The following is a 20,770-nucleotide window of genomic DNA, read 5'->3' as shown; positions in this document are numbered from 1 at the left end:
GTGTGCACGTCGATCTGGGCCTGGCGGCGCTTCGTCGAGTCGGAGTAGCCGGGCTCGGGCGCCCGCTCCGCCCTCGTCCGCGTGGATCGCCGGCGTCCGCGGCTCGGGCTTCACGCTGCTGGTGATGGGGATCATGATCCTCGCGGTGGTCGTGCTCGCCCCGAGCATCAAGAACTTCGTCGAGCAGCGCGCCGAGATCGCCGAGCTGCAGCGCTCGGTCGACGCGGCCAAGACCCAGGCGCAGAACCTCGACGAGCAGCGCACCCGCTGGTCCGACCCGGCGTTCATCCGCGCGCAGGCCCGCGAGCGGCTGTACTTCGTGATGCCCGGCGAGGTGAGCTACCTCGTGCTCGACGACGTGACGCTCGCCCAGCAGGCGCAGCAGCCCGCGAGCGACACGGTGCAGGAGACCCCGAGCGACTGGGCCGGATCCCTGCTGTCCTCGATCGCGGTCTCGGGCCTCGGCGAGCCGACCGCCGATGAGCTGACACCGACTCCGTAGCTCCCGCCCGACCCCGTCGCTCCCGCCCGGCCCCGCGTACACTGGAGCGTCCTCCCGGCCGTCCGTCCTCTGGAGCCCCCGTGACCACGCCCCCCTTCGATCCGCCGTCCGAGCGCGACATCGCGGTCGTCTCCGCCCAGCTGGGCCGTCCCGCGCGGGACGTCGTCGGGATCAGCGCACGCTGCGTCTGCGGCGACCCGACGGTGGTCTCCACGAGCCCCCGCCTGTCCGACGGCACGCCGTTCCCCACCTTCTACTACCTGACCCACCCCGCCGCGACGGCCGCGATCTCGCAGCTCGAGGCCACCCAGGTCATGGTCGAGTACAACGCGATGCTCGCCGAGGACGAGGAGCTGCGCGAGGCGTACGCCGCTGCGCACCGGGCGTTCCTGGCCGACCGCGAGAGCGTCGGCTCCGTCCCGGAGATCGCGGGCATCTCCTCCGGGGGCATGCCCTCGCGGGTGAAGTGCCTCCACGCCCTCGCCGCGCACGCCCTCGCGGCGGGCCCCGGCGTCAATCCGATCGGCGATCTGGCCCTGGCCCGCGCCGACTGGTCTCCCGAGCGCTGCGCCTGCAGGCCGCTCGACGCGTAGCCGCTCCTACCGGAGCCACGGAGGCGCCACCACCGGCGCGCTCTTCGCTAAGCTGATTCCCAGTCGGGGTCAGTGCTGCCCACCGCATCGAGAGCGGGCACTTCGCATTGCGTGAGGGTGTTCGCATTGTCCATCCCTCTTGGAGAGTCAACCGTGCCCAGAATCCTGATCGTCGGAGGCGGCTACGCCGGCTTCTACACCGCGTGGAAGCTCGAGAAGCAGCTCCGCCCGCACGAGGCAGAGGTCACGATCGTCGACCCGCTGCCCTACATGGCGTACCTGCCCTTCCTCCCCGAGGTCGCCGCGGGGTCGATCGAGCCGCGCCACGCGATCGTCTCGCTCCGCCGCCACCTCAAGAAGACCGCGATCCTCGCCGCCAAGGTGACGAAGATCGACCACGCGAACCGCACCGCGACGATCACCCCGACCGTGGGCGAGCCCTACGAGTTCGAGTACGACCAGATCGTCGTCACCGCCGGCTCCGTCTCGCGCACCTTCCCGATCCCGGGCGTCGCCGACAACGCGATCGGCCTGAAGACGATCGAGGAGGCGACCGCGATCCGCGACCGCATGCTCACGAACTTCGACAAGGCCGCGTCGCTCCCCGCCGGCCCCGAGCGCTCGCGCCTGCTGACCGTCACGGTCGTCGGCGGCGGGTTCGCGGGCATCGAGGTCTTCGCCGAGCTGCGCTCCTTCGCGAGCGCGCTGCTCAAGCGCTACCCCGAGATCGACTTCGAGGAGACGCAGTTCCACCTCATCGAGGCGATGGGCCGGATCATGCCCGAGGTCGCCCTCGAGACGAGCCACTGGGTGCTGAAGAACCTCGACCAGCGCGGCGCCACCGTGCACCTCGACACGCAGCTCAAGTCGGCCGAGAACGGCGTCATCCAGCTGTCGACGGGCGAGAGCTTCGAGTCGGACCTCATCATCTGGACCGCGGGCGTCATGGCGAACCCGTCGATCAAGAACTCCGACCTGCCCATCGAGGAGCGCGGCCGCCTGCGCGTGCGCGCCGACCTCCGCGTCGGCCACGACGACGTGCTCGTCGAGGGCGCCTGGGGCGCCGGCGACGCGACGGCCGTCCCCGACCTCACCGGCGGCGGCGTCGGCGGCTTCTGCGTGCCGAACGCCCAGCACGCCGTCCGCCAGGGCAAGCTCATGGCCAAGAACATCACCGCGGTGCTCCGCGGCGAGGAGCCGGTCGACTACGTGCACAAGAACCTCGGCGCGGTCGCGGGCCTGGGCATCGGCATCGGCGTGTTCCAGTCCGGCAAGATCGCCGTGAAGGGCTTCCCCGCCTGGGTGATGCACCGCGGCTACCACGGTCTCGCCATGCCCTCGTGGGAGCGCAAGTTCCGCGTGGTCTGGGGCTGGTGGAACAACCTCTGGCTCGGCCGCGACATCGCCTCGATCGAGGCCCGCGAGTACCCCCGCGGCTCCTTCGAGACCTACGCGTCGCGTCCGCGTCCGGCGGCCCCGGCCGCCGAGGCTCCGGCCGCGCAGGCCCCGGCGCAGATCCCCGGCCAGGCCGGTGCTCCGGTCCCGGTCGGCGGCGAGCCCGCCAAGTCCTGACACCGCCGCCGGGAGGGTCGCTCCTCCCGGTGGTCGCCCCCATAGCCCAATCGGCAGAGGCAGACGACTTAAAATCGTCTCAGTCTGGGTTCGAGTCCCAGTGGGGGCACTCCGTCCGACGTGCCGCTCTCTAGGCGGCGCGGGCGTGCGCGCTGCGTCGAGCGGGCTCGAGCAGCCCGGCCTCGAGGGCCTGGGTGATCTCGCCCGGGGTGCAGTCGGCGCAGAGCACGACGAGCTCCTCCTCAGTGTCGCGGCCGCCGGAGCGGTCGAGGACGACGGCGTCGGTTCCGCAGAGTGCGCATTCGATCATGCGGGTACCGTACGTCCGACCTCCGACATGCGCGCGGCAGTGCCCCGGCGCGTCTCGCCCGGATCCGGCAGGGCGCCGGGCGCGCCTCCGGACCGGTCGTCCTTCCGGCCGGAGGAGCCCGGTGTTCGGGAATCGGACGAGGATCCCGCGCGCCCGCGCCGCCTCGCCTAGAGTCGTCACCGGGCGGTTCCGAGCCCGGGCGCCCGCGTCCGGATGCGAGCCGCCCGGTCCACGGCGGGCGCCGGAACGGTCCCGCTTCTCGTGCCCGCGGGCACCGTCATGCACCGCCCGGCGACGGGCGGCCGGGAGGCCCCCATGGGGAAGCTGCTCTACGGAGCCTCGGGAGTCGAGATCGAGTTCGACGACCGCACGCTCACGCACGTCCAGATCGTCATCGCCAACAAGCTGCGCCGCCGCGAGAGCTTCTTCTTCTCCTGGCGGGACGACCCCGCGGTCGGTGACGGCCGCTCGAGCATCTGGCTCGACCCCTCCGTGCCCCTCTACTTCAAGTACTTCGGCGGACGGGTCCCCTCGATCAACCGCACCTGGATCGACCTGCTGACCGTCTCGGCGAACTCGTCCGGCGGGCTGCAGCTCGTGCAGGAGCCGGACGCCGCCCCCACCCCGCCGCCGAAGGGCGAGCAGGGCGCCTGACCCCCACCCGCCACGCCCCGGAGAAGAGCCCCATGCAGCGCGACGTCTCGGCCCACCTGACCCTCGACATCGCGGCTCCGGCCGCCCTCGTCCTGTCGATCGCGGTGGCCGACGCGTACGGGGCGGAGGAGTCGCTGACGCTCACCGTCGACGGCCGCCCGCTCGCCGCTCGCGAGGTGATCGACCAGCACGGCACCCGGCTGCACGTGCTCGACGCGCCGGTCGGGCACCTCGTCGTGGACTACTCCGCGCGCGTCCTGGGACGCCTCGCTCCGCTCGAGGGCGACGAGGTGGACCGGCTGCGGTACCTGCGGCCGAGCCGCTACGCCGAGTCGGACGTGCTGTGGGCGACGGCCCGGGCCGAGTTCGCCGGCCTGTCCGGGGCGGACCTCCTGCACGCGGTGAGCTCCTGGGTCGGCACGCGGCTGGCGTACGTCCCCGGCTCGAGCCTTCCGACGGACGGGGCCGAGCGGACGCTGCTCGCCCGCCGCGGCGTCTGCCGCGACTTCGCGCACCTCGTCGTCGCCCTCCTCCGGGCGCTGGACGTGCCCGCCCGACTGGCGGCCGTGTACGCGCCGGGACTGCAGCCGATGGACTTCCACGCGGTCGCGGAGGCCTGGATCGAGGGGGAGTGGCGGGCGGTCGACGCGACGACGCTCGCGCCGCGGTCGAGCCTCGTGCGGATCGCGACGGGACGCGACGCGGCCGACACCGCGTTCCTCGGCGTCTACGGCGGCATCGCGACGCTGCGCGAGCTGACCGTCGGCGCCGTGGCCGACGTGCTGCCGGGCGACGACCTCGACCGGCCCGTCTCGATCGGCTGAGCGGGCGCCCGAGCCCGGCTACTCCGACTCGACGAAGCGCCGCCAGGCCCAGATCGACGTGCACACCGCGCTGAAGGCGACGACGGCGAAGAGCACCGGACCCGCTCCGCCGTCGGTCGACCAGGACGCGATGGTCGGGGTGAGCAGCACGAACAGCACGGTCGTCGCGAGGAGCGTGAGCCCGAGCCAGAGCAGCGGGGACCAGCGCAGGATGCTGCGGCCGGCGGGGCGCCCGACCGGGAACAGCAGCACCACGCTCGAGCCGACCGAGATCAGCGTGGTCGCGCTGAGCACCTCCGCGGCGAGCACGGAGCCGAACGAGCCGTCGGGCGGGACCACGGCGGAGGCGCCCCAGGCGAGTCCGGCGAGACCCAGCAGCGAGACGACGCGGACGGTGGAGAGCTTCGCCCGGTCGACGGCGGATGCGCCCTCGGGGAGGACGAGGCCGATCACCACGCCGAAGAGGAGCGCCGGGTCCAGTCCCGCGAAGCGCGAGACGAGAGCGGCCGCCGCGACCAGGAGCAGCGCGCGCGGAGCGGCGACGACGCCGATCCCGCTGACGCCGATCCGTCGGCCGACCAGCGCGGGGACGGCGGCGGCGACCGCGTTGACCACGGCGACGGCCACGATGACGGCGATCAGCAGGCGCAGGTAGGCGGGCTGGCCGTCGACGCGTCCCGAGAGCAGGACGAGGCCGGCTGCGCAGCCGATCATCCCGACGACCATCAGGCGCGGCGAGGCGGGACCGGTGTCCGGCTTGTCGTCGTACTCGACGGCGGCGCGGTTGCGGCCCGTGAGGTGCCAGCTGCGCTCGGCGCGGGGCGCGCGCCCGGCCGCGGCGAGGCGGGCCGGCACGACGACCAGGGCGAGCGAGAGCAGAGCGAGGGCGAGGGAGCGCATCCAGTCGGCCATCGAGACGACGGGCGATCCGGCGGACAGCGCGGTGGTCATCCCGGTCGCCGCGCTCCAGCCGCCCGGCTCCGATCCGGCGTCGGGGGCGGGCTGCGGCGGCACGTCACCGCCGTCCTGGTCGGGAGCCGGGACCGGTGCTGCGGTGGGCTCGGCGGTCGGCTCGTCCTCGGGCGCGGGCGCGGCCTCTCCGGGGCGGACGGGCGACGGGGACGCGGTCGGCGCCGCGCTGCTCGGAGCGGGAGACGCGGCGGCCCCGGGCGCACTGGGCGCGGCTCCGGGGGCGGCCGGCGTCGTCGCGCTGGGCGTGCCGGTGGGAGCGGTCGTCGCCGCCGCGAAGGTCACGTCGATCCAGGGGCTCGGCGGGCTGTAGTTGCCGGCGCTGTCTCCGGCGATGGCGGAGACCCGATGCGCGCCCGCCGTGATCGTGCCGCCGGTGCAGCTCCAGGCGCCTCCGCTGACCGCCGCGTCGCAGGTGTTGACCCGGTCCACGTACACGTAGGCGCGAGTGCCGTCCACGCCCGTCCCGGAGTAGGACGCGCCGCTGAGCGGCAGGGCGGCGCCGTTCGACGGCGAGGTGAGGGCGGGGGCGGCAGGAGCAGCGGTGTCGACCACGAGGGTCACCGGCGCGCTGGCCGGCGAGGCGGCGCTGCCGGCGAAGGAGGCGGTCTGCGTCGCGGTGACGCGGTAGCTGCCCGGCGCCGGAGTGGGGGCGAGCTGGCAGAACCATGCGCCGCCGGAGTCGGCGGTGGCCAGGCACGCGGCGCCGCCGTTCGAGACCGCGGCGACGCTCGCGCCGGGGTAGGCCGTGCCGCGGACCGAGCCCGCGGAGGTCGCCGAGCCGTCGACCGACTCGATGACGGGGGCGCTGAGGACGGCGATCGGGACGGCGGCCGAGGTGGTCCCGCCGCCGGCGAGGAGCTCCACCGCGACCAGGGTCGCCGGCCCGTCGTCGAGGGAGACGGCGCAGCTCCAGCCGCCGTCGGGGCCCGCGGTGGTGATGCAGAGGGGGTCGCCGCCGCCGCGGAGCCCGATCTGCACCTGGTCCCCGGCCGTCGCCGTGCCGGTGACCGTCGTCGCTCCCGTGCTGAGGACCGCGCCGGAGGAGGGAGCGGTGATCGCGAGAGCGGCGGCCTGCGCGGCCGGAGCGGCCAGCCCGGAGACGGAGGCGACGGCCGCGAGGAGCACCAGCAGCAGGGCGGCCGTGCGCCGCGGGGATCGGCGGAGTCGGGGCACCGGCACGACCGGTGAACCCCCCGGTACTGCCACGTCGACGCCCGATTTCACGATGCGTCCATTGCACGGGGGCAGGGGGGAGCTGTCAAGCGCGCCGCACCACTGTTCCCGGATGTACACCATCCGGAGGAGGCGTCTCAGCCGGTCGGGGGAGTCGGGGAGATCCGGGAGAGCGCTTCCGCGAGAATATACCCGTCGATCAGATCCGGAGGACAGTGGAATGCGCGAAGACGAGGCCCGCGGGCGCGATCGGCGGGAGGTGCGCGTCGAGGCTGCGCGCTTCGACGATCCGCGCGAGCTGGGCGGGCTCCTGCCGCCGGGCCTGCGCATCGGACTGGCGCAGAGCGCCTTCCAGACGGAGGGCTCCCTCGAGACGGGCGGCCGGGGCCGGTCGGTGTGGGACGACTTCGCGCTGCGACGGGGGACGATCGCCGAGGAGGCCACTCCCGAGATCGCGACGGACTTCCTCCTGCGCTGGCGCGAGGACCTCGCGCTGCTGGTCGATCTCGGCGTCGACGAGCTCCGGCTCTCGGTCTCGTGGCCCCGGCTGCAGCCCGACGGCCGCGGGCCGATCGACCGCGGAGGGCTCGGCTTCTACGACCGCCTGCTCGACGGGCTCGCCGAGACGGGGATCCGGGTCGCGCTGACCCTGCACCACCGCGACACCCCGTCGGCGCTCAGCGGCGGCTGGATGAACCGCGACACCGCGTTCCGCTTCGGCGATCTCGCCTTCGAGCTCGGCGGGCGGTTCGGCGACCGGGTCGCCGACTGGATCACCCTCGACCAGCCGTCGACGGTGATGCTCGAGGGCTACGCGCTCGTGCGGCAGGCGCCGGGCGCCGGCCGGCTGTTCAGCGCCCTGCCGGCGCTGCACCACCAGCTCCTCGGGCACGGCGTGGCGCTGGAGGCGCTGCGGGCGGCGGAGGTGACCGGGAGGATCGGCCTCGTCGACGCGCTCGCGCCGGTCGAGCCCGCCTCGGACGACGACCGGGACCGCGCCTTCGCCTCCCTGGCGGACGTCCTGCGGAACCGCCTGGTGGCCGACGCCGTGCTGACCGGGTCCTACCCGGTCGGACCGGAGGAGCTGCCGCCGTTCCTCGGCGCCCTCGCGCAGGCGGATCCGGTCGACCTCGCGCGCATCTCGGCTCCGCTCGACTTCTACGCGGTCGCGCCGCTGCCGCCGCTGCGGATCGTGGCGGGCCGCGACCCGGCGCTGCCGACCGGGGTGGGCGCTCCTCCCGCGCTCCCCTTCCACACGGCGCCCTGGCCGGAGCTGGACCGCACGGGCGACGGCTCGCCGGTCGCACCCTGGGCGGTGGTCTCGGTGCTGCGGTCCCTCGTGGAGCGCTACGGCGACGCCCTGCCGCCGCTGGTGGTGACCGCGCTCGGCGCGAGCTACCCCGACGAGCCCGATCGCGAGGGTGCGATCGTCGACACGGAGCGGATCCGCTGGCTCGGGGCTCACCTGGCCGCTCTCGCCGAGGCCGTCCACGACGGACTGCCGGTGGAGGCCGTGCAGCTCTGGACCCTGGTCGACGCGTTCGAGTGGCAGCACGGCTACAGCCGCCCGCACGGGCTCGTGGCCGTCGACACGCGCAGCCGGGACCGCGTGCCCAAGGCGTCGTTCGACTGGCTCCGGCGCGTCCTCGACGCCCGCTCCTGACGCGGGGGCGTGCGAGACTGCCGCCGTGCGCAGCATCCTCGCCCTCGCCTCCATCCTCCACGCCGACCCCGCCCCGGTGCTCGCCGCCCTCGCGGACGTCCTCGCCGCCGACGGCGCCTACGAGAGGCGGGGGAGCGGGCTCGAGCGCCGACTCCCCGTGCTCGGCGTCGAGCAGTGGCGGGTCCTGGCGGACGAGGAGGGGGCCCGGGTCGAGTGCGAGCTGGTCGCCGCACCCGCCTCGTCGGCGCTCGCCGGGGTCCTCCTCCGGCGGCGGATCCGCGAGGCGCCGGACCGGTTCCGCGCGGTCGTGACCGCGGTCGCCGACGCGGTGGAGTGACGCTCCGGGGACGCCCGCGCGGGTCCGGTCCGACGCCCGCTCTCCGCTCCGCCCGCCGCCCCGCCTCCACCCCGCGCCAGCGCCCCCCGAACGGGGAATGCGCGGGCGCTCGCCGCTGTTGTCTACCGATGACGGGACGGGGCTCGGCGCCCCGCCCACCGGACAGCTCGGAGGAGCCAGAGGCAGATGGCAGGAACAGGGATGAACAAGGGTCGAGGGGCGCGCGGCAGTGACGACGAGATCGTCTACCGCCGCCACGCGAACGGACGCGGCATGGTCGCTCCCGGATCGCGCGTCTCGGCGACCGCGTACGTGGAGACCGGCGCCTACGTGGAGCCCGGCGCGACCGTGGGCGAGCGCGCCTGGATCGGCGCGGGCAGCTGGGTCGACCGCGACGCCATGATCGGGCACAGCGCCTTCATCGGCGCGAACGTGCACGTCGGGCCCGAGGCGATCATCGGACCGGGGGCGCGGATCGGGAGCTACTCCCGCATCGGACGCTCGGCCGTGATCGCGACCGGCGCCCGAATCGACCGCGACACCGTGGTGCCCGACGGCGCCCGGAAGGGCATCGACGAGGCGAGCGAGAGCGGCCGCCGCGCGGCCTGACCCCCACGAACCTGTTCCGCCGGCTCCCCGGAGCGGCGGAATAGGGTCGTTCCATGTTCGAACTCCACCACCTCAGCGCCCAGGAGCAGTGGGACTGGCTGCAGCGCGGAGAGGTCACGCCTCTCGAGCTCGCCGATCACTACCTCGCCCGGATCGAGCGGTGGAACGGGGAGCTGGGCGCCTTCGCCACGGTGACCGCCGATCGGGCGCGGGAGCGGGCGTCAGCGCTCGGCACCGGGCCCGGCACCGCTCCGCTCTGGGGCCTGCCGAGTGGCGACAAGGACCTCTGGCGGCGCGCGGGCGTGCGGACCGCATCCGGATCGCGGCTGCGCGAGCACCACGTGCCCACCGCCTCCGACGAGATCGTCGAGGTGCTCGACGCGGCGGGAGCGGTCAGCCTCGGCAAGACCGCGACGCCCGAGTTCGGGATGCCCTCCTACACCGAGACGCGCATCGGCCCGCCCGCCGTCACGCCCTGGGACACCCGCCTCGGGGCCGGCGGATCCAGCGGAGGAGCGGCGGTCGCCGTCGCCGCGGGACTGCTGCCGTTCGCCCCCGCCTCGGACGGCGGCGGGTCCATCCGCATCCCCGCCGCGGCCTGCGGCCTGGTAGGACTGAAGCCCTCCCGCGGACGTGTCGCCGCGCTCTCCGGCATCGGCGGAGTCGGCGGCCTGACGGTCGCCGGGCCGATCACCCGCTCGGTCGCCGACGCGGGCCTCCTGCTCGAGGGCATGCTGGAGCGGACGAACGGCCGCCTCCCGCAGCGCTGGTCGCTCGGCGCGCCCGGTGACGGCGACGGCTCGTTCCTCGGCGCCGCGGTGCGCGGAGAGGGGCGCTTCCAGATCGGCGTGCTGACGGACTCGCCCTGGGACGAGGAGTACGAGATCGCTCTCGCTCCGGAGGCGCGCGCCGCGCTGGACGAGGGGATCGCCGCGCTGGCCGCGCTCGGCCACGGGCTCGAGGAGGCGTTGCTGCCCCCGAGCGCCGCGTACCCCGCCGCGTTCCGGACGCTGTGGCAGAGCGGCGCGGCGACCCTGCCCGTCGAGGGCGCGGACCTCGATCTGCTGGAGCCGCTGACCCGCTGGCTGGTGGAGGAGGGACGCCGGCGCTCCGCCCGCGAGATCGTCGAGGCGGCGTCCTGGCTCTCGGGCTACGAGCGCGCGGTGATCGCGGCGTTCTCCGGCGTCGACGCGGTCCTGACGCCGTCGCTGGCGATGACGCCGCGCCCCGTCGGCTGGTACGACCTCGAGGATCCCGAGCGCAATTTCGAGCAGCAGTGCCTCTACACGCCGTACACGTCCTTCGTGAACGTGAGCGGCCTCCCCGCGATCACCCTTCCGCTGAGCACCACGGAGGAGGGCCTGCCGATGGGAGTCCAGCTGATCGGGCGACCCGGCGGCGAGGCGACGCTGCTGGCGATCGGCGCACAGCTCGAGCGGCGGGCGCGCTGGCAGAGGCGGCACCCGCCGCAGTGGTGAGGGGGGAGGCCGCAGTCGTGACGGGTCCGGGCGCGGCCGCACGGCGGATGGTCAGGTCCGGCTCTGGTCACTGAGGTAAGCCTTGCCTATACTCGAACACGATGTGCATGTTCGAGGACCGCGACGGCTCCGCGCCGGTCGACGTGAAGCAGTTCCTGATCGCGGGCGACGAGACCGTCGTGCCGTGGATCCAGAGCATCCTCGACACCCTCCCCGCGAACGCCCGCGGCCAGGTCTTCGTCGAGGTCGACGACGCGCGCGGACTGCCGCCGCTCGCCGCCCCCGGACGGGTCTGCGTCACCTGGCTCGGCCGCTCCGAGCGCTCGGGCGCCCCCGGCACCGGTGAGCGCTGCTCCCGCGGAGTCGCGCTCGACCGCGCGGTCCGGGCCTGGGTCGGCGAGATGTCGGTCGTCGACGGCGACTACCCGTGGGCCGACGGCCGCCACGACTTCTGCGCCTGGATCGGCGGGGCCGGCCCCGTCGTCGCCGAGCTCGCCGCCGACGTGGAGGCGCGCCTGCGCACCTCCGCCGAGCACGCCGCGCGCTGACCGTCCGCCGGGCGTCCCGGTTGAGTGTTAGGCAAGGCTTACCTTCTGTGCGAGACTGAGGCGATGCCTCCGACGACCGCCGCCCCCGCCCGACCGGCCTACCGGCCGTACCTCGCGACCGTCGCCGCAGCGACCCGGATCGCCCCGCACTTCATCCGCGTGACCCTCACCGGCACCGGCCTCGACCACGTCGGCTGCACCGGCCCCGACCAGCGCATCAAGCTCGTCGTCCCCACCGCAGCCTCCGACGCCCCCGCCTTCCTCGCCTCCGTCTCGGACCCCGACGGACCCGACGGACTCGACCCCGACTGGCACGGCCGCTGGCGACAGCTCCCCGACGAGCTCCGGAACCCGCTCCGCACCTACACCATCCGCGCCGTCCGCCCCGAGGACGCCGAGGTCGACATCGACTTCGCCGCCCACGGCGACACCGGACCGGCCTCCGCCTGGGTCGAGAGCGCCCGCGCCGGCGACCAGATCGTCATCATCGCGCCCGACACGCGCTCCGACCTCCCCGGCGGCGGAGTCGAGTTCCACCCCGGCGCCGCCACCTCCCTCCTCCTCGCCGGCGACGAGACGGCCGTCCCCGCCATCGCCGCGATCCTCGAGAGCCTCGACGACGACGCCACCGGAGCCGCGTTCCTCGAGGTCCCCACCGCCCACGACCGCCTCCCGCTCCGCCACCCCGCCGGCGTCCACGTCACCTGGATCGTCCGCGCCCACGCGGCAGCCCCCGGAGCGGCCCTCGGCGACGCGGTCCGCGCCTGGGCCACCCGCTTCCTCACCGCCCACCACCGCGGCGTGGACGTCAGCGACATCGACGTCGACCACGAGATGCTCTGGGAGGTCCCCGACGAGAGCACCGACCCCGGCCTCTACGCCTGGATCGCCGGAGAAGCCGGCGCCGTGAAGCTGATCCGCCGCTGCCTCGTCACCGAGCTCGGACTCGACCGGAAGCGGGTGGCGTTCATGGGGTACTGGCGCCTCGGCCGCCAAGAGTCCAACTGACCCGGAGCGCCGCAGGGCGACGTTCTGCGGCGTTGTCGTCGGGCGCGATACCGCCGGTATCGCTTCCTCCTCCGCCTTGCAGAACGACGCCCTGCGACGCTCCGGGCGCTGCTCGTAGGGGTGCGGCGCGCCGGGGGCGCGACCGCGGGGGACAGGGCGCCGGAGGCGCGACCGCGGGGGACGGCGCGCCGAGGGGGCGGCCGCGGGGGACGGCGCGCCAGGGGCGCGACCGCGGAGGACGATGCTGATCGAGTGGACCTCGTAGAGGGCGTCTCGAGAGTCACTGCCGACGGACCTCGCGCGTGATCGAGCGGTTCTCGGGTGCCCGGCGAGTCGGGCGACCGCGCCCGGACATGCTCATCGGGTAGCGCTCGGAGAGGGAGTTTCGAGATCCACGCCCGACCGATTTCGCGGCTGATCGAGCAGCTCGCGGGCACAGACCGAGTCGGGCGACCGCGCGCAGACCTGCTGATCGGGCAGCCCTCGGAGAGGGTGTGTCGAGATCCTCCCGGCGAGCGCGCCGGGTGCTCCGCGCCGCCCCGCGCCGAGTCGGCGGCGGCGGGGAGCGGCAGCGGCTACAGGGTGGGGGAGACGCCCACGAGGCGGCTGGAGAGAGTCCAGAGGTCGTGGGCGAGAGCGCGGTCGCGGGCCTGGGGGTTCAGGGAGCCGTGCGGCGTCAGCTGGTCGAAGTAGGTGCCGCTGGCGGCGCCGACGTCGGGCTCGGAGGCGAGGGTGATCAGCGGCACCGCACCCGCCTCGGCGGAGATGCCGAAGGAGCCGACCGAGAGGCTCGTCATCAGCTTCATCATCGTGCTGTCGGCGCCGAAGCTCGTCGAGACGACGCCCGGGTGGAACGAGTACGCGTCGACCGACGTCGTCAGCAGGCGCTCCGCCAGCTCGCGGATGAAGAGGATCGTCACCAGCTTCGACGTGCCGTACGCCCGCCAGCCGCCGAGCCACGGACCCCGGCGGTTGTCGAGGTCGTCGAGCCTCAGGCGACCGAAGCGGTTCGCGAGGCTCGCCGTGGAGACGACGCGGACGCCGGCCCGCTCCCTCGAGGTCTCGATCATCCGCGGGAGCAGGAGCCGCGTGAGCAGGAACGGCGCGAGGTGGTTGCTCTGGATCGTCCGCTCGTGGCCGTCGACCGTCTCGGCGCGGTGGGAGACGAGCCCGCCCGCGTTGTTCGCCAGCACGTCGATCCGCTCGTAGCGCTCGAGGAGGCCGTCGGCCAGGGCGCGGACGTCGTCGAGCCGGTCGAAGTCGGCCAGGAACGCGTCCCCTCCCACGTCGGCGGCGACCGCGCGGGTGCGCTCGGGGTTCCGCCCGACCACGGCCACGCGGGCACCGGCGGACGCCAGCGCTCCCGCCGCGACCCGGCCGATGCCGGAGCTCGCTCCGGTGAGGACGACGACGCGCCCCGTCATGTCAGTGACCACGGAGATATCCGCCCTTCTCGAGACCGGCTTCGATCTCGAATCGATTGCGCAGCGGATCGCGACCCGCCACCGTGTACGCGAACGGGAACCACATCCCGTAGAGCCGCCACTGCTCCTTGTGCACGGCCTCGTGCTCGAGGACGCTGTCGGAGGCGTTGGTGCCCGTGAGGTAGCTCGTGCCGACGCAGGACCCTCCGCGGCCGAACGCCCAGGAGGGCAGACCGGTGAAGACGACGAGGCCGTGGCTGCGCCGGATCGGGCCCGTGCTCCACAGCGCGCCCCAGGCGAGTCCGACCGCGCACGCGAAGAGGTAGCCCGGCCGGGTGATCGCCGGATCCAGGGCCACCATCGCGACGGCTCGACGGAGCGCTCTCACGCGCTGTCGCGTCCGTAGGTCTCGAGCAGCCGCAGCCAGACCTCGCTGATCGTCGGATAGGAGGGGACCGCGTGCCAGAGGCGCGAGAGCGGCACCTCGCCGACGACGGCGATCGTCGCGGAGTGGATCAGCTCTCCGACCTCCTTGCCGACGAAGGTGACGCCGAGGACGACCTTCCGGTCCTCGTCCACGACCATCCGCGCGGTGCCCGTGTAGCCGTCGGCGGCGAGGGCGGCGCCGGCGACCGAGCCGATCTCGTAGTCGACGACGCGGGTGCGGTAGCCGGCCTTCTCGGCGGCCGCGGCGGTGAGGCCGACCGACGCGACCTCGGGGTCGGTGAAGACGACCTGCGGCACGGCCTCGTGGTCCGCGGTCGCGACGTGCGCTCCCCAGGGGGCGTCGTGGACCTCGGCACCGGTGGCGCGCGCGACGATCACGTCGCCGGCCGCACGGGCCTGGTACTTGCCCTGGTGCGTGAGCAGTGCGCGGTGATTCACGTCGCCGACCCCGTAGAGCCACGGACGCCCGCCGCCGAGGGGAGCACCGTCGCCGCCCAGCACGAGCATCGTGTCGTCGACCGTCAGCGAGGAGCCGGGCTCGAGGCCCATCGTCTCGAGGCCGACGTCGCGGGTGTGCGGGGCGCGGCCGGTCGCGGCGAGCACCTGGTCGGCCTCGATGACGTCGCCGCCCTCGAGCGTCACGGCCACGGTGCCGTCGGACCGGCGCTCGACCGAGACGGGCGAGTCGCCGAGGCGCAGGTCGACGCCGAGCTCCTGGAGCGCCGAGCCGACGAGCTCGCCGGCGAAGGGCTCGAACGGCGCGAGGAGTCCGCTGCGGGCGACGAGCGTGACGGAGGAGCCCATGCCGGCGTAGGCGGTCGCCATCTCGGTCGCGACGACTCCGCCGCCGATGACGACGAGGCGCGGCGGCACCTCCTCGGCCGAGGTGGCCTCGCGGCTCGTCCAGGGGGATGCCGCGCGCAGGCCCGGGATGTCGGGGACGACGGCGGTGGTGCCGGTCGCGACGGCGACGGCGGAGCGGGCGCGGAGCACGCGCACCTCGCCGTCGGGTCCGGTCACGGTCACCTCGCGCTCGCCGCTCAGGCGGCCGTGCCCGCGGACGAGCTCGATGCCGGCGCTCTCGAGCCACTGCACCTGGCCGTGGTCGTCGAAGTGGCTGGTGAAGGAGTCGCGGCGGGCCAGGAGCGCGGGCACGTCGACTCCTCCGCTCACCGCCTGCGCCGCGCCGGGGAGATCACGGGCGGCGCGGATCGCCATCGGCGGCCGCAGCAGCGCCTTCGAGGGCATGCACGCCCAGTAGGAGCACTCGCCCCCGACGAGCTCGCTCTCGACGACGGCCGCGGTGAGGCCGCCCTGGACCGCGCGGTCCGCGAGGTTCTCGCCCACCGGCCCTGCTCCGATGACGATGACGTCGAACTCGTCCGTCGTGCTGCTCATGCTGTCTCCCTGGGGTTCTCGGAGGCGTCGAGCCCCGTCGTGTGTGGGTGTCCGGCGCTCAATGCGCCGGCACGATCTCGGCCCGCCAGCCGTCGTAGCGGCCGCCGTGGCTCTCGACCGCCTCGATCACCTGGCGGAGGAACGCGGTGGTCGACTCCTCGTCGACCGCGGCGTGGTGGCTCGCGACGAGGACCTGCCTCAGCCGAAGCCGCGAGATCGCGATCTGGAAGCCGGAGGCCACGAGGACGCGCCCGGCGCGCCGTGCGGTGCTGCGGCGGGAGAAGACGGCGAAGTGGTCGACCTCGCGCAGCTCCCACACCTGGTCGCCGTAGCGGAGCCGGATCTCGAGCTGCTGCGCGGCGCGCTCCTGCTGCGCCTCGAGGGAGGAGCCGCCGGGCGCCGTGACGGTGGTGCTCTCGTCGCTCATCGTCCGGTGAACTCCGCCGTCGTGCGCTGGAGGAAGGCCTCGGTGCCGATGCGCGCGTCCTCGGACGCCGCGAGACGCGCGAGCGCCCCGGGGAGCGCGGCCGCGGCCTCGGCGTCGGACGCGGCGACCGCGAGCCGGGCACTGGCCAGGGCGGCCTGCACGGCGAGCGGCGCCTGCGCGGCGATCCGGGCGGCCAGACCCCAGGCCGCCTCGGCGACCGTCCCGTCGGGGACGACCTGCTGCACGAGGCCGATGCGGTGGGCCTCCTCGGCGTCGAAGAGGTCGCCGGTGAGGATCCAGCGCATCGCGTCGCCCCAGCCGACGGCGCGGGGGAAGCGCAGCGTCGCTCCGCCGAAGGGCAGGATGCCGCGGGCGACCTCGATCTGGCCGAAGCGGGTGGACCGCTCGGCGAGGACGACGTCGCTCGCGAGCGCGAGCTCGATGCCGAGCGTGAGGCAGGTGCCCTGGAGGCCGATGACCACCGGCTTGCTCACGGGGCGGGTGCGCAGGCCCCACGGGTCGAGACCGCCCTCGGGCACGAAGTCGAGGCCGCCGGAGCCCAGGCGGGGCCCGATGTCGGCGAGGTCGAGCCCGGCCGTGAAGTGCCCGCCCTCGGCGAGGACGACGCCGGCGCGCAGCTCCGGGTCGCGGTCGAGCTCGCCGTACGCGGACGCCAGCTCCGCGAGCAGCCGCAGATCGGCGGCGTTGCGCTTCTCGGGCCGGTCCAGCACGATCGCGAGCACGGTCCCGCGCCGCTCGGTGCGCACGCGCGGTCTCTCGTCGCTCATCGTTCCTCCGCTCGGTCGCGTCCGACCATCTTGCCGGGTGCCGCCGACACGCGCTCGGGCTTGCGCGCCGATGGCAGGGCTCTCTCAGGCCCCGCGGGACAGAGCGCCGAGGAGGCGGAGGATCGTGGGCAGGTCGTCCTCGGCCGCCGTCGGCGACGACGGGGCGAACGAGGTGACGCCGGCGCCCGCGAGCGGGAAGCGGGACCGGAGGGCGTCGAGGCTCGCGACGAGGCGCGACGCGGGCACGCCGAAGGGCACCGGGTCGAACAGCCCGGCGAGATCGGCGGGGTCGAGCACGTCCAGGTCGAGGTGCACGTAGACGGAGGCGGCACCGGTCGCCTCGACCGCCGCGACGAGCGACTCCGGGTCGAGGGCTTCCGCGGTCAGCACCGCGGCCCCCCGCTCGACCAGCGGCTCGAGCTCGCCGTCGTCGGCGGAGCGGACACCGGCGAGGACGACGCGCTCGTCGGCCACCCGCTCCTCGGCGCCCGCGCTCAGGAGGCCGACGCCGCGGCCCAGCGCGGCCGAGAGGACCATGCCGCAGAAGGCGCCGCTGGGGGAGGACTCGGGAGAGTGCGCGTCCGGGTGGGCGTCGAGCCAGACCAGCGCGACCGGACCCGGTGCCGAGCGGACGGCGTGCCCGATCGCCGCGAACTCGACGCCGCAGTCGCCGCCGATCGTGATCACGGGATCGGTGCGGCCCGAGAGGGCCTCGCGCACCCGCTCGGCGACGGTGGCGACCGAGGCGTAGCGGCGGATGCCGGTGTCCTGGGCGTCGCCCGCCTCGGCGGGGATGTCGAGGGTCGTGGTGGCGGAGGAGGGCAGATCGCCCCGGATCGCCTCGGCTCCGTCGACGAGGCGCATCGCGCGCGTCGACGCCGAGCCCTGCCACTGGGGGACGACGAGGAAGGAGGCCATGTCCCTCACTATGGCACGCGCGCCGCTGCCGGGTGCCTGCGTCCTCAGGCCGCGGGCAGGCCTCCGGGGACGGCCGCGGGGCGGAGCGACGGGGGCGCGCCGTCGAGGTCGACCAGGGCCTCGTCCAGTGCGGAGCGGGCGCGTTCGGCGGCGGCGCGGGCCTCGTCCAGAGCGCCGGCCGGATCGCCTGCCGCACGGCGCACCGCGGTATCCAGCTGCCCGAGCGTCTCCTCGGCGAGGATCCGGGGTGCCGCGGTGATGCGCTCGCCGTGCACGGCGGCCAGGAGCAGCACCGACTCGGCGCCGAGCCGGGCCGCGGTGCGCGCCGCCTCGAACAGCAGGAGCTGGCGCTCGGCCTGGGCGCGCGGCTCGCGGTATCCGGAGACGACGGCGTCCAGAGCGGAGTCGGCGTCGAGCAGCAGGACCAGCAGCGCGGCAGGATCGTGGCGGGCGCCGGCCGACCGGGCGTCGTCGGCGTCGAGGAGGAGCGACCGTGCCGCGGCGCACGCGACGGCCACGTCGGCGGCGGAGGCGAGCTGCGCCGAGGTGCGCAGGTCCGAGAGGGTGGCGGCCCGCTCCAGGTCGTCCCGCACGGAGCGCTCGACGCCGCTCAGCTGCACCTCGGCGCGGGTCACGAGCCCGACCAGCGAGTCGACCGCGTCGAGCAGGGCGCCGGGATCGGGGGAGCCGCCGGCGGCGACGTGCTCGACGGCCTCGCGCAGCGGTCGGACCCGGCGCTCGGGAGTGGTCCCGGCGAGGACGGAGACCTCGGAGCGCGCCTGCTGCACGCGCTCCGGGAGGGACGGGCTCGGCGAGGTCACTCCGTGATCGTACGGCCGGAGTGTGACACCGCGTGACACGGCGGTTCGACCGGCGGCGGCGGCGTGCCCAGGATGGAGTCATGACCCGCTCACTCGCCATCGTCGAGGTCGCCCGCGTGCGACCGGGCCGCGAGGAGTACCACGCCTACGTGCAGATCCTGAACGGCCGCATCCTCGCCCTCGCGCACGAGCGCGGCTGGCGGGCGGAGCGCTTCGCCGCCGAGGAGCTGGGCACGGAGGAGCTGCTGGCGTGCACGGCGGGGGCGGACGCCCTCGTCCTCGCGGGCGGCGAGGACATCGCTCCCGAGCAGTACGGCGCCGACCGCGGCTACCCGGCCGAGGGCCCCCACGCGGAGCGCGCCGACGCCGCCCAGATCGCGCTGGTGCACCGGGCGCTGGCCCGCCGGACGCCGCTGCTGGGCATCTGCCGCGGCCTGCAGATCGTCAACGTCGCGCTCGGCGGCACGCTGGTGCAGGACCTGGGGCCGGAGGCGGAGCACGTCAACGCGGCGGCCCCCGCTCACCAGCGCATGCACCGGCACGAGGTCGGGCTCGCGGCGGGCTCCGTGCTCGGCGGGCTCTTCGGGTTAGAGGCGCTCGCGGTGCAGAGCGCGCACCACCAGGCGGTCGACCTGCTCGCTCCGGGGCTGCGGGTCGTCGCCCGGGCGGAGGACGGCGTGATCGAGGCCGTCGAGCACGTCGCGGCCCCCCTCGTGGGCGTGCAGTGGCATCCCGAGGACCCGGACGCTCCCGCCGGTCAGCTGGCGACGCTGCTCGACGGGCTGGCGCTCGCCGCCGCCCGCGGGGAGTTCGCGCTGCCCCTCGCCGCCTGAGCGGCCGGGGCTCCCCGCGGGCGACCGGGCTCAGCGGGCCAGTCGGGCCATCCACGCCTCGATGTCGTCGGCCGAGCGCGGGATGCCGGCCGAGAGGTTCTCGGCGCCGTCGGAGGTGACGAGCACGTCGTCCTCGATCCGGACGCCGATGCCGCGCAGCTCCTCCGGGACCGTGAGGTCGTCGGGCTGGAAGTAGAGGCCGGGCTCGATGGTGAAGACCATGCCCTCCTCGACCAGTCCGTCGAGGTACATCTCGCGCCGTGCGCGGGCGCAGTCGTGCACGTCGAGTCCGAGGTGGTGGCTGGTGCCGTGGACCATGTAGCGGCGGTGCTGCTGGTTGTCGGCCTCGAGCGCCTCCTCGGCGCTGACCGGCAGCAGGCCCCACTCGGCGGTGCGCCGCGCGATGACGGCCATCGCCGCGGCGTGAACCTCGCGGAAGCGGATGCCGGGGCGGACGATCGCGAACGCGGCGTCGGCCGCCTCCCGCACCGTCTCGTGCACCCGGCGCTGGGCGTCCGTGTAGCGGCCGTCCACCGGGAAGGTGCGGGTGATGTCGGCGGTGTAGTAGCTGTCCTGCTCGACGCCGGCGTCCAGCAGCACCAGCTGGCCGGGGCGCACCGGCCCGTCGTTGCGCGTCCAGTGCAGGATGCAGGCGTGGGGGCCCGCCGCGGCGATGGTGTCGTAGCCGACCGCGTTGCCGTCGGCGCGCGCGCGTCCGTTGAAGACGCCCTCGATCAGGCGCTCGCCCTTCTCGTGGGCGATGATGCGCGGCAGGTCGGAGAGGACGTCCTCGAAGCCGCGGCCCGTCGCGTCGACGGCGGCGCGCAGCTCGGCGATCTCGTAGGCGTCCTTGACCAGGCGGAGCTCGGCGATGTCGCGCTCGAGCGCCGCGTCGCGGTCCGCCCGCTCGTCGGCCTCGACCGCGTCGAGACGGCCGGTCACCGCCGGGTCGGCCTCGCGCAGCACGGCGAGGGGGACGCCGTCGTGCGCGTCGAGGACCGCGTCGAGCTCGGCGATCCCGCGGGTGGCGAGGCCGAGATCGCTCGCGACCTGCGCGAGCGACGGGCGCGGCCCGATCCAGAACTCGCCGATCTCGGGGTTGGCGTAGAACTCGTCGGAGTCGCGGCCCGCGCGCTCGCGGAAGTAGAGCGTCGCGCTGTGGCCGGACCCGGCGGGCTCGAGGACGAGCACCGCGCCGGGCTCGGAGTCGGAGCCCCAGCCGGTGAGCCAGGTGAAGGCCGAGTGCGCACGGAACGGGTAGTCGGTGTCGTTCGCGCGCTGCTTGAGGCGGCCCGCCGGGATGACGATGCGCACGCCGGTGTGCAGCGCGGAGAGGCGCTCGCGGCGGGAGGCGGCGAAGGACGCCTGCTCGCGCGGAGCAGGCAGCGGCTCCTCCCGCTCGGCCCAGCCGGACGCGATGAAGTCGCGGAAGCGGTCGGAGGCGGGGGTCGTCGAGCGGTTCGCGGTGGCG

The 20,770-nt window shown here is 74.9% G+C and carries 22 protein-coding genes and 1 tRNA gene; 13 read left to right on the top strand and 10 right to left on the bottom strand.

Going from position 1 to position 20,770, the window contains the following annotated elements; translation table 11 throughout:
- From C5C99_RS15700 to C5C99_RS15685, 4 genes are all read left to right on the top strand, one after another.
- Window positions 1-502, top strand: a 502-nt coding sequence (locus tag C5C99_RS15700) for a septum formation initiator family protein (protein ID WP_258063721.1), incomplete at its 5' end; no start/stop codon positions are given.
- Window positions 503-582: 80 nt separating this feature from the next.
- On the top strand, window positions 583-1,095 hold the full coding sequence (locus C5C99_RS15695; protein WP_104227430.1) for a DUF501 domain-containing protein: 513 nt from the start codon (window positions 583-585) through the stop codon (window positions 1,093-1,095).
- Between the two features lie 153 nt (window positions 1,096-1,248).
- Window positions 1,249-2,667: an NAD(P)/FAD-dependent oxidoreductase gene (locus C5C99_RS15690; RefSeq protein WP_104225019.1), complete on the top strand. Its 1,419-nt coding sequence runs from the start codon at window positions 1,249-1,251 to the stop codon at window positions 2,665-2,667.
- A gap of 35 nt (window positions 2,668-2,702) precedes the next feature.
- A tRNA-Leu gene (locus tag C5C99_RS15685) sits at window positions 2,703-2,776 on the top strand.
- Between the two features lie 21 nt (window positions 2,777-2,797).
- On the opposite strand, the gene C5C99_RS15680 is transcribed toward C5C99_RS15685, so the two are convergent.
- A complete protein-coding gene (locus tag C5C99_RS15680) occupies window positions 2,798-2,977 on the bottom strand; it encodes a hypothetical protein (RefSeq protein WP_104225020.1) in 180 nt (59 codons plus the stop codon).
- A gap of 315 nt (window positions 2,978-3,292) precedes the next feature.
- Here C5C99_RS15680 and C5C99_RS15675 point away from each other — a divergent pair, with 315 nt between their 5' ends.
- Both C5C99_RS15675 and C5C99_RS15670 read left to right on the top strand, forming a co-directional pair.
- On the top strand, window positions 3,293-3,631 hold the full coding sequence (locus C5C99_RS15675) for an ATP-dependent DNA ligase (protein ID WP_068211888.1): 339 nt from the start codon (window positions 3,293-3,295) through the stop codon (window positions 3,629-3,631).
- A gap of 32 nt (window positions 3,632-3,663) precedes the next feature.
- Window positions 3,664-4,455, top strand: a complete 792-nt coding sequence (locus tag C5C99_RS15670) for a transglutaminase family protein (protein WP_104340374.1) — start codon at window positions 3,664-3,666, stop codon at window positions 4,453-4,455.
- 18 nt (window positions 4,456-4,473) lie between these two features.
- Here the strand turns inward: C5C99_RS15670 and C5C99_RS16905 are convergent, their stop codons facing one another.
- A complete protein-coding gene (locus C5C99_RS16905; protein WP_181074630.1) occupies window positions 4,474-6,600 on the bottom strand; it encodes a hypothetical protein in 2,127 nt (708 codons plus the stop codon).
- A gap of 220 nt (window positions 6,601-6,820) precedes the next feature.
- Here C5C99_RS16905 and C5C99_RS15665 point away from each other — a divergent pair, with 220 nt between their 5' ends.
- The 6 genes from C5C99_RS15665 (at window position 6,821) to C5C99_RS15640 (ending at window position 12,243) form a co-directional block, all read left to right on the top strand.
- A complete protein-coding gene (locus C5C99_RS15665; RefSeq protein ID WP_181074629.1) occupies window positions 6,821-8,263 on the top strand; it encodes a glycoside hydrolase family 1 protein in 1,443 nt (480 codons plus the stop codon).
- A 25-nt stretch (window positions 8,264-8,288) separates the two neighbouring features.
- On the top strand, window positions 8,289-8,600 hold the full coding sequence (locus C5C99_RS15660; RefSeq protein WP_104340372.1) for a hypothetical protein: 312 nt from the start codon (window positions 8,289-8,291) through the stop codon (window positions 8,598-8,600).
- A gap of 201 nt (window positions 8,601-8,801) precedes the next feature.
- Complete coding sequence (locus C5C99_RS15655; protein ID WP_104334124.1) at window positions 8,802-9,209, top strand: transferase; 408 nt, start codon at window positions 8,802-8,804, stop codon at window positions 9,207-9,209.
- 53 nt (window positions 9,210-9,262) lie between these two features.
- Window positions 9,263-10,687 carry an amidase gene (locus C5C99_RS15650; protein WP_104340371.1) on the top strand — a complete coding sequence of 475 codons (1,425 nt, stop codon included), beginning with the start codon at window positions 9,263-9,265 and terminating at the stop codon, window positions 10,685-10,687.
- A gap of 101 nt (window positions 10,688-10,788) precedes the next feature.
- Entirely contained in the window at window positions 10,789-11,235 is a 447-nt protein-coding gene (locus C5C99_RS15645; protein WP_104248226.1) for an SIP domain-containing protein, read from the top strand.
- A gap of 63 nt (window positions 11,236-11,298) precedes the next feature.
- Window positions 11,299-12,243: a siderophore-interacting protein gene (locus tag C5C99_RS15640; RefSeq protein WP_104340370.1), complete on the top strand. Its 945-nt coding sequence runs from the start codon at window positions 11,299-11,301 to the stop codon at window positions 12,241-12,243.
- Between the two features lie 575 nt (window positions 12,244-12,818).
- Here the strand turns inward: C5C99_RS15640 and C5C99_RS15635 are convergent.
- From C5C99_RS15635 to C5C99_RS15605, 7 genes are all read right to left on the bottom strand, one after another.
- Window positions 12,819-13,679 carry an SDR family NAD(P)-dependent oxidoreductase gene (locus C5C99_RS15635; RefSeq protein WP_244230659.1) on the bottom strand — a complete coding sequence of 287 codons (861 nt, stop codon included), beginning with the start codon at window positions 13,677-13,679 and terminating at the stop codon, window positions 12,819-12,821.
- Entirely contained in the window at window positions 13,669-14,028 is a 360-nt protein-coding gene (locus tag C5C99_RS15630; protein ID WP_104297806.1) for a Fe-S oxidoreductase, read from the bottom strand. The genes C5C99_RS15635 and C5C99_RS15630 overlap by 11 nt, the downstream gene beginning before the upstream one ends.
- 23 nt (window positions 14,029-14,051) lie before the next feature.
- Window positions 14,052-15,512, bottom strand: coding sequence for an NAD(P)/FAD-dependent oxidoreductase (locus C5C99_RS15625; protein WP_104340369.1), 1,461 nt, complete (start codon window positions 15,510-15,512; stop codon window positions 14,052-14,054).
- Between the two features lie 58 nt (window positions 15,513-15,570).
- Window positions 15,571-15,939 carry a ribonuclease E inhibitor RraB gene (locus tag C5C99_RS15620; RefSeq protein WP_104225032.1) on the bottom strand — a complete coding sequence of 123 codons (369 nt, stop codon included), beginning with the start codon at window positions 15,937-15,939 and terminating at the stop codon, window positions 15,571-15,573.
- Window positions 15,936-16,727, bottom strand: coding sequence for a crotonase/enoyl-CoA hydratase family protein (locus C5C99_RS15615; protein WP_104225033.1), 792 nt, complete (start codon window positions 16,725-16,727; stop codon window positions 15,936-15,938). Before C5C99_RS15615 ends, C5C99_RS15620 begins: the two co-directional genes overlap by 4 nt.
- 84 nt (window positions 16,728-16,811) lie before the next feature.
- A complete protein-coding gene (locus tag C5C99_RS15610) occupies window positions 16,812-17,645 on the bottom strand; it encodes an arginase family protein (RefSeq protein ID WP_104340368.1) in 834 nt (277 codons plus the stop codon).
- Between the two features lie 44 nt (window positions 17,646-17,689).
- The gene (locus tag C5C99_RS15605; RefSeq protein WP_104340367.1) at window positions 17,690-18,466 is read right to left on the bottom strand and encodes a hypothetical protein; all 777 of its coding nucleotides are present in this window, start codon (window positions 18,464-18,466) and stop codon (window positions 17,690-17,692) included.
- An 80-nt stretch (window positions 18,467-18,546) separates the two neighbouring features.
- Here C5C99_RS15605 and C5C99_RS15600 point away from each other — a divergent pair, with 80 nt between their 5' ends.
- Window positions 18,547-19,299 (top strand): gamma-glutamyl-gamma-aminobutyrate hydrolase family protein, encoded by a 753-nt coding sequence (locus C5C99_RS15600; protein ID WP_104340366.1) that lies wholly within the window; start codon window positions 18,547-18,549, stop codon window positions 19,297-19,299.
- Between the two features lie 30 nt (window positions 19,300-19,329).
- On the opposite strand, the gene C5C99_RS15595 is transcribed toward C5C99_RS15600, so the two are convergent.
- The coding region (locus C5C99_RS15595; protein ID WP_104315732.1) for an aminopeptidase P family protein at window positions 19,330-20,770 on the bottom strand (1,441 nt) is incomplete at its 5' end.

It is taken from the genome of Rathayibacter sp. AY1C4, assembly GCF_002932195.1.
Lineage (GTDB): Bacteria > Actinomycetota > Actinomycetes > Actinomycetales > Microbacteriaceae > Rathayibacter.
This window is presented reverse-complemented; position numbering and strand designations above follow the sequence as displayed.

Bases quoted from the DNA above. Each gene is read 5' to 3' on its own strand.
- C5C99_RS15645 (WP_104248226.1), top strand. From the start codon at position 10,789: ATGTGCATGTTCGAGGACCGCGACGGCTCCGCGCCGGTCGACGTGAAG.
- C5C99_RS15650 (WP_104340371.1), top strand. From the start codon at position 9,263: ATGTTCGAACTCCACCACCTCAGCGCCCAGGAGCAGTGGGACTGGCTG.
- C5C99_RS15680 (WP_104225020.1), bottom strand. From the start codon at position 2,977: ATGATCGAATGCGCACTCTGCGGAACCGACGCCGTCGTCCTCGACCGC.
- C5C99_RS15625 (WP_104340369.1), bottom strand. From the start codon at position 15,512: ATGAGCAGCACGACGGACGAGTTCGACGTCATCGTCATCGGAGCAGGG.
- C5C99_RS15600 (WP_104340366.1), top strand. From the start codon at position 18,547: ATGACCCGCTCACTCGCCATCGTCGAGGTCGCCCGCGTGCGACCGGGC.
- C5C99_RS15665 (WP_181074629.1), top strand. From the start codon at position 6,821: ATGCGCGAAGACGAGGCCCGCGGGCGCGATCGGCGGGAGGTGCGCGTC.
- C5C99_RS15615 (WP_104225033.1), bottom strand. From the start codon at position 16,727: ATGAGCGACGAGAGACCGCGCGTGCGCACCGAGCGGCGCGGGACCGTG.
- C5C99_RS15655 (WP_104334124.1), top strand. From the start codon at position 8,802: ATGAACAAGGGTCGAGGGGCGCGCGGCAGTGACGACGAGATCGTCTAC.
- C5C99_RS15620 (WP_104225032.1), bottom strand. From the start codon at position 15,939: ATGAGCGACGAGAGCACCACCGTCACGGCGCCCGGCGGCTCCTCCCTC.
- C5C99_RS15675 (WP_068211888.1), top strand. From the start codon at position 3,293: ATGGGGAAGCTGCTCTACGGAGCCTCGGGAGTCGAGATCGAGTTCGAC.
- C5C99_RS15630 (WP_104297806.1), bottom strand. From the start codon at position 14,028: ATGGTGGCCCTGGATCCGGCGATCACCCGGCCGGGCTACCTCTTCGCG.
- C5C99_RS15670 (WP_104340374.1), top strand. From the start codon at position 3,664: ATGCAGCGCGACGTCTCGGCCCACCTGACCCTCGACATCGCGGCTCCG.
- C5C99_RS15640 (WP_104340370.1), top strand. From the start codon at position 11,299: ATGCCTCCGACGACCGCCGCCCCCGCCCGACCGGCCTACCGGCCGTAC.
- C5C99_RS15610 (WP_104340368.1), bottom strand. From the start codon at position 17,645: ATGGCCTCCTTCCTCGTCGTCCCCCAGTGGCAGGGCTCGGCGTCGACG.